Raw genomic sequence first — 11,971 nt, 5'->3', positions numbered from 1 at the left:
TGGTGGTCTCTACCCCTCTCGGCCGGCGTCAACCCAGGCTCTCCACCAGCTCCGGGGTCAGCTCCCCGATCGCCCCGAGCGTCACCACGGCGAGCCGGGCGGCATCCGGGTCGAGTGGGTAGGACCCGTGCGGCACGGCCACCACCCGCATCCCCGCCGCGGCGGCCGACCGCACCCCGTTCGACGAGTCCTCCACCGCCACACAGCGAGCCGGGTCGACGCCGAGGCGCTCAGCGACGCTCAGGTAGACGTCCGGTGCCGGCTTGCCCCGCTCGGTCTGCTCGGTGGAAAGGGTCGCCCCGAACGCGTCGGTCAGACCGGTGGCGGCCAGCGCCGCCTCGATCAGGCGGGTCGGCGACGAACTGGCCAACCCCAGCGGCCACCGTGCGGCCAATCGGCGGACCACCTGGTCGGCGCCGGCGATGAGGGGTACGTGGTCCCGGTAGCGTCGGGTCATCTCCTCGACCACCTCGACGGCGACCTGCTCGGCGGTGCGGCCAACGCCCAGCTCACCGCTGAGATAGTGGGCCCACTCGCCGGTGCTCATCCCCATCAGCCGACGTTGCGTGTCCGGCTGCCACGTCCCGCCGTGCGTCGCCACGTACGCCCGGCGGACCTCCTCCCACACCGGCTCGGAATCCACGATCACGCCGTCCAGGTCGAAGACCACCGCATCAGTCACGCGCCCATCCTGCCCGATCGGCGGGTGCCCGGTCAGCCGGGCAGCGCGGGCAGGGCGAGTGGGCTGCTCTCGGGGAGCAGGGTGTGGGCGGACCTGGCAATTGGCTCCAGCAACTCCCGGAGGCGGTCCGTGCCGTCCGGGCCGAGCGCCTGCCACGGGTGGGCAGCCGCCCGGTCGGTGGCGTCCTCGATGGCCTGGAACCCGGCCCGGGCGTGGTCGGTGGCCGCGCCGTCCCCGGTCAGCCAACCCCCCTCGGTGAGCCGCTTCCGGGCGGCGTGCCACTGCTCCTCGGACCAGCCCCGGCCCAGCAGGTACTGCGGCTGCGAACCGTCCAGAGCGACCCGCCCGGTCAGCGTCTCCACCGGGTCCAGGCCGGCGGCGACCAGCGCCGCCACGTGCCCGTCCCCCCGATGCTCGCGCAGCGTGGTGGCGGCCTGCCAGAGCCGCGCCAGCGGATATTCCCCGACCGGAAGCGCCGCGTTGGCCGCGCCGAGCACCCGGCCGGCGGTCTGCGCCGCCGAGGCGGCCCGTTCCAGCAGGTCGGCGGCCTCCGCCAGGTGCGACTCCGGCAGCTCGTAGGTCAGCTCGGCCAGCGCCTGCACGGCACCGGTCAGGCGGGCGCGCAGCGCCTCCGGCGGGGTGGCCAACCGCCACACGGCCGGCAGCGCGCGGGACACCATCGGCGGCGAGAAGGTGAAGAAGGCGGCGATCACCGGGGCCGCCTCGGTGGCGCCCAGCGGCGCGGCCCGGCCGGCGAAGTAACCACGCCAGTAGCCGCGCAAGCCGACCGCCTCGTACGCGGCGCGGGCCCGAGGGTGCAGGTAGGTGACCGCGTGCACCGGCTCGAAGTAGGCCCACATCGACCGGGCGGTCCGCCCAGGCTCGTCCAGCGCCGTCATCTGCACCTCCGCGTCGGAGTCCCGGATCACCCCGGACGGCGAACCGCCCGGGGTGACGCCGAACCTACTGCCGCTGGGTGACGGGCCGGAAGCCCCATGTGAACAACTCCATCGCGCCCCGGCGACAACCGGGGCGATCCGGACGGGGTCACTGGGCGGCGAGCACGTCCACCACGAAGCGCAGCGGCCCCTCGGGAGCACCCTGCGCGGCGGCGTCCTTGCCGTACGCCAGCTCCATCGGGATGTCGAGCTGCACCCGACTGCCCACGGTCACGCCGACCAGGCCCTGATCCCAGCCGGGGATGACCCGGCCGACGCCGATCGGGAAGGTGGCCGGCTGCCCGCTGTTCCAGGACGAGTCGAACTCCTTGCCGTCCTTGTAGAGCACCCCCACGTAGTTCGTGGTGATGTTCTGGCCCTTCTGCACGGCCGGGCCGGTCCCCTTGATCAGCGGGGTGACCGTGAGCTTCTTGAGCTCGCCCGTGCCCGGCTTCACCGTCGGCTTGCTGCCCAGCGCCGGGTCGGCGCCGGCCGGCAACTGCGGAGCGGGGGGCGCGGCGGCGTCGGGGCCGTCGGGGGCCGGGGCGGACGCGGACGGGGTCGCGTCGGCCTGTTTCTTGGGCTTGTCGTCGCCACCGCCGCCGATCGTCACGAACACGCCGATCAGCACGCCGGCAACGGCGACGGCGGCCAGACCGCTGGCCCACGCGTTGCGCCTGCGCTTCCGGTCGGCAGCCTTCTTCGCCGCCAACTGGGCGGCCAGCCGGCGCCCCGACTTGGTCGCCGGGCTCTGGTCCTGGTCCGCCGGCCGGTTCTGCTGCGTCCGCTCGCTCACGTCGTCGACTCCCTGCTGCGAAGTGTGGCCGGCACCCGGTGCCGGGGGGAAAGCCGACGCACACGGTACCCGCACCACGGCCCACCGTGCCGGCCACGGACACCTCGGATCGCCCAGCGCGGCAGTTCCGGGCCGTTCCCGGGCGGTTATCCCGGGATGACCATGAAGTCGGTCACGAACGACGTGACCCGGCCGTCGGCGGTACGCCCGATCCAGGTGCCGTAGCAGCCGTCGCCCCAACCGGTGGCCACGGTGACGACGTTGGCCCCGCTGGCCTCGTCCAGGACGGCATTGATCAGCCTCGGGACCGGGGACGTGGGCAGCTCGCCGGAGAGGAAGACCTGCTCGACCCGGTCGTAGTCCCAGCCTTCCAGGACACCGAGCGCGGTCGGGTCGGCGAGGGTGCCGACACCGGCGTCCACCCCGTACCCGAAGTAGTCGTCCGCGCCGAGCGTGGACACGTCCTGGTCGCCCGCGACGGCCGGCTCCCACCGAGTCGTCGGCTCGGCGGAGACGACCAACTCCAGTGCGGCCACCCGCCGGTCGACCTCGGCGTCCTCCCGGAGCACCACGGCCACCCAGGCGCGGGCGGCATATCGCCCCGGCGGCACGGTGACCGTGAACGGCTCGGCGTCCGGGCAGACCAGCGGGTCGCACCCGACCACCTGCCCGGTGGGCAGCACCACGTCGTCCACCGGGTGGACCTCGATCAGGTACGCGCCGTGCTGGTCGGTGAAGCGGGCGCCGGGCGTCAACAACCGGTCCAGGTCAGGGGTGTACGGCATGGGGGCTCCTCCGGTGGCCAGCGGCCGGCGGAGCGTACCCGGCCCGCCGGACATCGCCGTCGCTGCCGTACCGGTCAGGCGCTCTTGCGGGGTGCGGTCTTGCGGGCGGCCGTCTTCTTCGCCGGCTCCGCCTTCTTCGCGGCGGTCTTCTTGGCCGGCTCGGCCTTCTTCGCGGCGGTCTTCTTCTCGGCCGTCTTCTTCGCCGCGGTCTTCTTCGCGGGGGCCTTGGCGGCCTTCTTCTCCGCCGCCTTCTGCGCCGACCGGGCCGACGAGATCGGTGTCGGCTCGCCGCCACCGCCACCACGGGCGGGTTGCTCGCCGCGGGCCGCCTTGGCCCGCTCCACCGACGCCTTCAACGCGGCCATCAGGTCCACCGCCGCGGCCGGGGCCTCCTCGACCTCCTCCGGCTGGACGACCTCCCGACCCTCCACCTTGGCGTCGATGACCTCCTGCAACGCGGCCCGGTAGTCGTCGGTGAAGACGTCCGGCTCGAACTCGCCGGTCATCGAGTCGATCAGGGAACTGGCCATCGCCAACTCTGGTGGGCGCACCTTGAGGTCCTCGTCGAGGAAACCGAAGTCCGGGGTACGGATCTCGTCCGGCCAGAGCATGGTGTTGAGCAGCAGGACTCCCTCGCGGACCCGCAGGGTGGCCAGCTGCTCCCGCTGACGCAGCGCCACCTTGACGATGGCCACCCGCTCCGAGTCGATGAGCGCGTCGCGCAGCAGCACGTACGGCTTGGTGGCCGTGCCCTCCGGCTCGAGAAAATACGCCTTGTTGTAGAGGATCGGGTCGACCTGCTCGGCCGGCACGAACTCCAACACGTCGATCGCGCGGGAGCTGGTCAGCGGCAGGTCGGCGAAGTCCTCGTCGGTGAGGATCACCATCTCGCCGCCGCCGATGTCGTAGCCCTTGGCGATGTCGTCGTAGGTGACCTCCTCGCCGCAGACCGAGCAGGTGCGCTTGTAGCGGATCCGGCCACCGTCCTCACGGTGTACCTGGTGGAACCGAATGTCCTTCTCCTCGGTGGCGGAGTAGAGCTTCACCCCGATCGAGACGAGCCCGAACGACACGGCTCCCTTCCAGATGGCACGCATCCTGCGCTCCCTTCCCCGGTATCGACCATGCTCGCATCCCGATGAACCGGACGCGAGGTGTTCGGCCTGCTACTACAGTCGGGTCGTGCCCGGCGCGCCGCTCAAGCCGATGCTCGCGATGACCGGGCCGCTCCCGGCGGGTGACGGCTGGGCGTACGAGTTCAAGTGGGACGGGGTCCGCGCGCTCGCCGACATCTCCGGCGGCGACCAGCACCTGTACGCCCGCTCCGGCGTGGAGATCACCGCCGCGTACCCCGAGCTGGCCACCCTCTACGAGCAGGTCGACGACGCGCTGCTCGACGGTGAGGTGGTGCTGCTCGGTCAGGGCGGGCAGCCGTCGTTCACCGCGCTGGCCGAGCGGATGCACGTCCGGGACCGGGCCAAGGCGGCCCGGTTGGCGGCGGTCATGCCGGTGACGTACATGATCTTCGACCTGCTGCGGCTGAACGGGGACGACCTGACCGGCTGGGCGTACGAGCGCCGCCGGGAGGCGCTGGAGGCGCTCGCGCTCGGTGGCCTCCGGTGGGCGGTGCCGCCGATGTTCGCCGACGGGCCGGCCACCTACGAGGCGGCCGGTGAGCACGGCCTGGAGGGCGTGATGGCCAAGCGGGTCGGTGCCGTCTACCGCCCGGGGGTGCGCTCGCCGGACTGGGTGAAGGTCAAGCTGGAGGTGACCGGCGACTTCGTCATCGGTGGCTGGCGACCGGGCGCGCGTCGGATCGGCGGGCTGCTGGTCGGGGTGCCCGGTCCGGACGGCCGGCTGATCTACCGGGGTCGGGTCGGCGGTGGGATCGGGGCGGCCATCGAGCGGCAGCTCCTCGCCGAGTTGGAGCCGCTGCGCTCCGGCGTGTCACCGTTCGCACCGGGTGTGCCGCGCGAGGATGCCCGGGGTGCCATCTGGGTAGAACCTCGGGTGGTGGTGGAGGTGAAGTACGGCCAGCGCACCCCGGACGGCCGGCTGCGCTTCCCCCGGGTGCTGCGGTTGCGCCCGGACAAGCCGCCGGAGGAGGTCGACGATGCCGGCTGAGCGGCTACGGGTGGACGTCGAGGGCCGCCCGCTGGAGCTTTCCAACCTGGACAAGGTGCTCTACCCGGCGGCCGGTTTCACCAAGGGTGAGGTGATCGACTACTACACGCGGATCTCGCCGGTGCTGCTGCCGCACCTGCGCGACCGGCCGGTGACCCGGATCCGCTTCCCCAACGGCGTCGACGACAAGTCGTTCTTCGAGAAGAACACGCCGGCCGCCACCCCGGACTGGGTGCGGGTGGAAAATCTGCCCGCGCCCGGGTCGACGAAGGGCCGGGAGACCATCGACTACGTGGTCGCCGACGACCTGCCCACCCTGGTGTGGCTGGCCAACCTGGCCGCGTTGGAGCTGCACACGCCGCAGTGGAAGGTCGGCGAACACCCGGACATGATGGTCGTCGACCTGGACCCGGGGCCGCCGGCCGGGCTCGCCGAGTGTTGTCCGGTGGCAGTGTTGATGCGCGACCGGCTCGCCGACGACGGCATCGAGTCGTACCCCAAGACGTCCGGCAAGAAGGGCATGCAGCTCTGCTGCCCGATCGCGGGCACCCAGCCCTCCGACGACGTCTCCGCCTACGCGCGGCGGATCGCCCAGGAGTTGGAGAAGGCCCACCCGAAGCTGATCGTGTCGAAGATGGCGAAGAACCTGCGCCCCGGCAAGGTCTTCATCGACTGGAGTCAGAACAACGCGGCGAAGACCACTGTCGCGCCGTACTCGTTGCGGGCACAGTCGGTGCCGTCGGTGTCGACGCCGCTGACCTGGGACGAGGTCGAGGCCGGCGCCCGCGGCCGGAAGCCGGCCGTCCGCCAGTTCACCGCCGCCGAGGTCCTGGCCCGGGTCGAGGAGTACGACGACCTGCTCGCCCCCCTGCTCGACGGCGGCCCGGAACTGCCGGCCATCAGCCGGTCGAGCTAGCGCGGACCAAGGCTCCGGGAGGACGGGTTTGCACGGCTCGTGACAGTTGTTCTTGTCCGGTACCGTCCGAGCCGCAACTCCTAACAACACGGGGGAACCCTTGACCAAGTCCTTCACTTCCCGCCGCGTGCTGGCCTGGACCGCGCCCGTGGCGCTGGCGCTGACCGCGCTCGCCCCGGCCCTGCCGGCCCGGGCCGAGGCGAAGCCCACGCCCACCGTCACCGCCGGTCCGGTCGACAAGGACCTCAACGGTGACGGCGTCGCGGACCTGGTCGCTGTCGGCGGCCCAGGCACTCGCCTCGCCTCCGGCGTCTGGTCGGCGCTCGGCCTGAAGTCTCGCAAGACCGGCGTCGGCACCGGCAAGGTGCAGACTCCGGCCATCAACATCGGCCTACTCGGCACTGGTGTCGGCGGAGACGAGTCCGGAGCGGACTTCGACGGCGCCCAGGTCATCACCGGCCGCTTTACCGGCAGCGAACGCCAGGACTTCCTCTATTACTACCCGACCGGCAACTCCGCCGGTGCCGCCATCCTTCTCCGCGGTGCCGGAGACGGCACGATGCCCAGCCCCTACAACAACCAGTTCTCCATCCCGTACGAGTTTCTGGCCGACGCCAACGGCAACAGCCCTCTGCAACTCGCGAACGCGTTCCAGGCTGACGGCGTCGACACCAGCATCCCGGATCTGTTCGGCATCGCCGGCGACGCCACCAACGGCTACCGGCTCGGCTACCACCCCAACTTCCACGCGCCGGGCCTCTACTACGGTGTCACCGACCTGACCAACCCCACGCCGACCGGTGCGGCGGACTGGCAGAACTGGACCATCGCCAGCACCGAGACCGCGTCGGGGGTGGCTCTCTTCCTGCGTAACGCCGGCACCGGGCACCTGTACCTGTGGACCGGGGTCACCATGGTCGACAACGGTGACGGCACCGGCACGTTGACGCACACCCAGTACCGGGTGGCGACGAACTGGAACACCGGCGTCGCGATCAGCGCGCTGCAGGCCGCCGACATCAACGCCGACGGCACCCCGGACCTGTGGACGGTGCTGCCGAATGGCACCTACCGGGCGTACCTGATCTCCGGCTTGTCGAGCAGTGGCACCGCGACGGTCACCGCCACCCGCGCCCGGCGGCTTGCCTGACCTTCCGGCGTGAAGGCGCGTGACCGGCCGGAGGCGTACCGGCCGGGATCGCGATCGTGGCACTGGCAAAGAGGGAGGCCCGGCGTCCACGTGGGTGGACGCCGGGCCGAGGTGGCTTCTCCGAGCGCTGCCGATCAGCGGTGCCCGAAGACCTTCCGGCTGGAGCCGAGGCGCAGGAGCACCGTCTCGCCGGTGGCGTCCTGCACCCCGTCGTTGTCGGTGATCGCGTACACCTCGCCGTTGCCCGCGACGGTCAGGCCCTCCAGCTTCTCCTGGGTCCAACCGTTCGTGGCGCGCAGCGCGGGCAGCACGTCGACGGCGAGCGTCTTCGGCAGCACGGTCAGCGGGCCGGTCGCCGCCGCGCCCGGCAGCGGCACCGTGTAGATCCGCTTGACCGTGGCGGCCGGCCCGTTCAGCTTGTCCCGCTCGATGACCGCGAGCCGGTCGCCGACCACGGTGATCTCGGAGAGGCCCATCCAGTCACCGGGCACGCTGGTGGCGTCCAACTGGTAGCCGTACCAACTCCAGGTGCCCGCGGTGACGTCGTAGCGACCCAGCCGGACGATCCCGGCCGGGTCGGTGCTCAGCTCCCGCTGCACGGCCACCCAGACGATCTCCCGACCCTGCCGGTCGGTGGTAGCGGTGACGCCCTCCAGGCCCTGCTTGCCCAGGCCGGCGGCGACCTCGGCGGGCAGCGCGACGGTCTGCCGGGTCACCCCGGCGGCGTCGAGCCGGACCAGCTTGTTCTCCGCGCCCTTGGCACCCTCGACGGCCAGCCAGAAGCCGCCCTGCGGGCGGGCGAAGATCCCCTCCGCGTCGTACCCGACCGGGGTGCCGGCCGCGTCCCGCACCGGCAGGGCGCCGGTGATCAGGGCCGGCGACCGCTTCGCGTCGATGGTGAGGATGCGGGTCTGGCTGTACGCCGCGTCGGTGACGCTGTAGAGCTGGTCCCGCTTGCCCGGCACCGCGCTCAACGCGCCGAGCGCGCCCCAACCGATCGGGGTGCCGGTGCGGTCCGCGCCGGAGACGATGCTCGGGAACTCCGGGGTGCCCCTGCCGAGCTGGAAGAGCGACACCGAGGCGCGAACGTTCACCGAGGCGTCGTCCTCCTCACTGGAGACGGCGAGCAGCCCGCGGGACGGGATGGGCAGCAGTCCCTCCGGTCCGTTGGTGGTCGGCAGCACCTGCCGGAAGACGGGCTTCGTGGGGTCGCCCAGGTCGTAGACGGCGACGAAGTTGCTGCGCTCCGAGCCGACGAACGCGTACCGCACGCCGTCGTACTCGGCGACGGCCACGCCCTCCGGCTCGGTGCCCTTCTTGGCGGCCCGGTCCTCGTTGTGCAGCCCATAGGTGACGGCGAGCCGCTCGAAGGTGTTGCCGGCGTCCCAGGCGACCCGGCCACTGCGGCTGTCGAAGATCGACCAGCCGCGGGTGCCTCCGTGCCAGTCACCCTCGTTGGCCGTGGCCAGGTAACGGTCGTCGACCCAGGCCACCGCGTCCGGCTCGCGGGGGACGTCGGTGATGCTGCCGGTCAGGTCGATGACACCGTCCTTCCTGGTGTCGATCCCGTTGATCGTGGCGGTGCCAGCGCTGAACACCGTGGTGATCCGACCGGTGGGCAGGTCGATGAGGGCAACGCCGTTGTTCTCCTGGAGCGTCACGGCCAACTGGTTGCGGCTGTTGATCGAGACGTACTCCGGCTCCGGGTCGGTCGGCGCGGCGAGACCGGCCTGGACCAGGGCGGGCAGCGCGCTCCCGTCGGCGCCGGTCAGCGCGACCGGGCGCAGCCGCCAACCGGCCGGGGACTTCCCGGTCAGGTCGACGATCTGCACGAAACCGGCGGGCGCCTGGGGCAGGTCGCCCTCCTCGCCGCCGGGCGGGGTGGCCTCCTCGTCGCGCTCGTTCTCGATGGCGATCGCGGCGTACCGCTTGTCCTTGCTGATCGCGATCGAGTCGGGCTGACCGCCGAGGTCGAAGCTGGCCACCCGCTTCCGGCTGGCCAGCTCGATCACGTCGAGCCGACCTGACGGCCCGGTGTAGCTGCCGCTGGTGTTCACCACCACCAGCACGTACCGACCGACCACGGCGACCGAGGTGGGCTCGTCCTCGGCGTTGCCGAGCTGTGCCAGGGAGAGCGTGCCGAGGCCGCGCGGCCGGTCGGCGCGGGAGATGTCCAGGAAGCCGATGCGTCGGGCCAGCGCGTCGGTGTGGATCAGGGTGCGGCCGTCCTCGCTGACCGCCGAGATCTCGGCGACCGTCGCGGTCGCCGGGTCCTCCCCGGCCGGGCGGTTCTGGAACACCGGGAACGTGGCGACCCGGTCGAAGGCGAGCGACGGGTGGTGGTGTCCGCCGGCCGACGCGGGGGTGGCCCCGGTCAGGCTGGCGGCGGCGACACCGGCTGCGGTGAGCGCGGCGAATGCATTTCTGAGAGTCAAGGACTTCCTCCGTTAGGTCGTACCCGGACGGAGGCTGACAGTTGTCGGGGAGCGTCAGCTTGCGCCGACATGAACAGTCGGCGAACCCCGGCGCAGCCGCCACCAGGCACCGCCGAACAGGACGACCGTGACGACGGTGACCGCGATGTCGCCGGCCAGGGCAGCCGCCGGAGAGGCCGGGGAGTACGGCGGCACCACGTACGCGAACGCGGCGGCCATGACCAGGCCCGCGCTACCGGCGACAAGCACGTGCCGCTGCCCCCAATTGCTGCGCGACGACCAGTAGACGATCAGCCCTCCGGCGGCCGCCGCGAGCGCCAGCGCGATCGCCATCCCCGGCCAGCCGGGCATCAGGTCGGCGCCGAGGCGGACGAGGACGATCGGCAGACCCACCCAGAGCGGATGCGGCGCCCGACGGGCCCGGCGCGGGTGGGGGCGGCGCCAGCGGGGCAGCAGCGCCGTTCCGACGAGCGCGAGGACCACCACGGCGGTGAAGGCCAGTTGGAGTGGGCTGGCCAGGAAGCCCTTGTCCTCGTTGATGTTGGAGAAGATGAACAGACTGCCGAGCAGATAGATCAGACCGACGACGAGGAGACCGGGTCGGCCCAGCCACGGCCGGAGCCGGCGGTCCCGCCCGAGGAACGACTCGATCAGCACGATCGGCGCGCAGATCGTCAGCACGATGTGGTTGCCCACGTAGTCGAACGCCTGCCGGAGGCTGAATTCGAGCCCCGGCACCAGCGTCGCCTCGGCGGCGGCCCGGGTGTCGGCGTACTGGGTGTCGTCGAGGAAGTCGGGATTGAACAGCGACTGGTCGACCAGCCCGGCCTGGAGTACGCCGAACGCGGCGGCGAGCAGCACGATCGTCGGCCAACTCGCGCCGAGGTGCCGAGCGGTCTCCCGGATCAGGATCGCCGCGCCGCCGTACATCGGACCCAGGAAGATCAGCACCGGGAGGAAGTCGTCGATGGCGAAGCCGCCCCACGAGCACTCCGCCGCCCAGGGCGCGAGCAGCAGCAACGCGATCACCGGCAGGAGCCGCCGGCGCAACGGCAGCCGCGTGGTGGCGGCCGGCTGCTCAGCGGCGGCCGGCTGGTCGGTGGCGACCGGCTGCTCAGCGGCGACCGGGTGGTCGGCGGCGGCCGGGTGGTCGGCGGCGGCGGGGTCGGGTCCGGTCGGCATGGGCGCTCCTCGGCGGTGGCGTTTCGCCTGTCACCTCGTACCGTGCGGAGGCCAAGCGGTCGTCCGATACGGCCATCGGGCGGCGATCGGAGCGACCAAAGTCGTTGCGTAGGGTGGGGCCGACGTCAACCCGGGGAGCGTGGAGATGCAGCCAACCGTCACGGCCGAACTGGCGGCCCAACCCGCCGACGCCGAGCAGCCCCTGCTCAGTTACCGCGACGAGGCGACCGGCGAGCGCGTCGACCTGACCGCACAGCAGGTCGGCGTCTGGGCGGCGCGCAGCGCGAGCCTGCTGCGGGACGGTTGCGGGCTCGGCCCCGGCAGCCGCGTAGCGGTGTTGCTGCCGCCGCACTGGCGTACCGCCGCGGTGTTGTTGGGCGCGTGGGCCTCGGGCCTGGCGGTGTCGTTCCGACCGCGCGCCACCGCGGGCCTGCCCGTGCTCGAACCGGGCGGTGACCGGCCGTTCGACGCGGTCCTGGTGACCCCGCAGCGGCAGGACGACTGGCTGGAGGACGTGCCGGACGCGCCACACCGCTACCTCGTCGGCACCGGCCCGGGGCGGTTGGCCGACGTGCCGCTGGGTTGGTTGGACTGGTCCGCCGAGGTGCTTCGCCACGGCGAGGCGACGCCCGAGCACACCGCCATCCGCCCGTCGGACCCGGCCACCGCGGACGGCACCACCTACGGCCAGTGGGGCGCGATCGCCCAGGAGTACGCGAAGATGCTGGGCCTGCGCGCCGGTGATCGTCTGCTGGTCGACGCCGCCGAGCACGAGGAGCCATTGAAGTGGCTGCTCGCGCCGCTCTCGGCCGGCGCGTCCGTGGTGATCAGCGCCAACCTCTACCCAGCCCGGCGGGACGCCGTCGCCGCCGCCGAGCGGGCGACGCGCATCCTTTGAATGGGTGGAGCGGTGGTACTGCGGGTAGTACCATTGCTGGGCGCCCTCGATAGCCAAGCTCGTGG

At 72.2% G+C, this 11,971-nt stretch carries 11 protein-coding genes; 4 read left to right on the top strand and 7 right to left on the bottom strand.

The genetic code is table 11. The features are described 5' to 3' along the window. Positions 1-28: 28 nt before the first annotated feature. From AB0O48_RS05105 to AB0O48_RS05085, 5 genes are all read right to left on the bottom strand, one after another. Positions 29-682, bottom strand: a complete 654-nt coding sequence (locus AB0O48_RS05105) for an HAD family phosphatase (protein ID WP_357251799.1) — start codon at positions 680-682, stop codon at positions 29-31. A 32-nt stretch (positions 683-714) separates the two neighbouring features. Further along, positions 715-1,542 carry a hypothetical protein gene (locus AB0O48_RS05100; protein ID WP_365063279.1) on the bottom strand — a complete coding sequence of 276 codons (828 nt, stop codon included), beginning with the start codon at positions 1,540-1,542 and terminating at the stop codon, positions 715-717. A 187-nt stretch (positions 1,543-1,729) separates the two neighbouring features. After that, positions 1,730-2,416 carry an FKBP-type peptidyl-prolyl cis-trans isomerase gene (locus tag AB0O48_RS05095; protein ID WP_365063057.1) on the bottom strand — a complete coding sequence of 229 codons (687 nt, stop codon included), beginning with the start codon at positions 2,414-2,416 and terminating at the stop codon, positions 1,730-1,732. A gap of 146 nt (positions 2,417-2,562) precedes the next feature. Next, entirely contained in the window at positions 2,563-3,201 is a 639-nt protein-coding gene (locus AB0O48_RS05090) for a DUF4241 domain-containing protein (protein ID WP_365063054.1), read from the bottom strand. Positions 3,202-3,275: 74 nt separating this feature from the next. Then, on the bottom strand, positions 3,276-4,298 hold the full coding sequence (locus tag AB0O48_RS05085) for a Ku protein (protein ID WP_357251808.1): 1,023 nt from the start codon (positions 4,296-4,298) through the stop codon (positions 3,276-3,278). A gap of 85 nt (positions 4,299-4,383) precedes the next feature. Here AB0O48_RS05085 and ligD (AB0O48_RS05080) point away from each other — a divergent pair, with 85 nt between their 5' ends. From ligD (AB0O48_RS05080) to AB0O48_RS05070, 3 genes are all read left to right on the top strand, one after another. Next, positions 4,384-5,325 (top strand): non-homologous end-joining DNA ligase, encoded by a 942-nt coding sequence (ligD, locus tag AB0O48_RS05080; RefSeq protein WP_365063050.1) that lies wholly within the window; start codon positions 4,384-4,386, stop codon positions 5,323-5,325. Beyond that, positions 5,315-6,241, top strand: coding sequence for a non-homologous end-joining DNA ligase (gene ligD, locus AB0O48_RS05075; RefSeq protein ID WP_357251814.1), 927 nt, complete (start codon positions 5,315-5,317; stop codon positions 6,239-6,241). The genes ligD (AB0O48_RS05080) and ligD (AB0O48_RS05075) overlap by 11 nt, the downstream gene beginning before the upstream one ends. A gap of 100 nt (positions 6,242-6,341) precedes the next feature. Beyond that, the gene (locus tag AB0O48_RS05070; protein ID WP_365063047.1) at positions 6,342-7,391 is read left to right on the top strand and encodes a hypothetical protein; all 1,050 of its coding nucleotides are present in this window, start codon (positions 6,342-6,344) and stop codon (positions 7,389-7,391) included. Between the two features lie 134 nt (positions 7,392-7,525). Here AB0O48_RS05070 and AB0O48_RS05065 read toward each other — a convergent pair whose 3' ends face one another. Both AB0O48_RS05065 and AB0O48_RS05060 read right to left on the bottom strand, forming a co-directional pair. Next, complete coding sequence (locus AB0O48_RS05065) at positions 7,526-9,826, bottom strand: esterase-like activity of phytase family protein (RefSeq protein WP_365063045.1); 2,301 nt, start codon at positions 9,824-9,826, stop codon at positions 7,526-7,528. A gap of 54 nt (positions 9,827-9,880) precedes the next feature. Next, positions 9,881-11,008, bottom strand: coding sequence for a hypothetical protein (locus AB0O48_RS05060; protein WP_365063042.1), 1,128 nt, complete (start codon positions 11,006-11,008; stop codon positions 9,881-9,883). Between the two features lie 145 nt (positions 11,009-11,153). Between AB0O48_RS05060 and AB0O48_RS05055 the strand changes: the two genes are divergently transcribed. After that, positions 11,154-11,906, top strand: coding sequence for a TIGR03089 family protein (locus AB0O48_RS05055; RefSeq protein WP_365063039.1), 753 nt, complete (start codon positions 11,154-11,156; stop codon positions 11,904-11,906). The last annotated feature ends 65 nt before the right edge of the window (positions 11,907-11,971 follow it).

The sequence above is a fragment of the Micromonospora sp. NPDC085948 genome (genome assembly GCF_040686315.1).
In the GTDB taxonomy this organism is placed as follows: domain Bacteria; phylum Actinomycetota; class Actinomycetes; order Mycobacteriales; family Micromonosporaceae; genus Micromonospora.
This window is presented reverse-complemented; position numbering and strand designations above follow the sequence as displayed.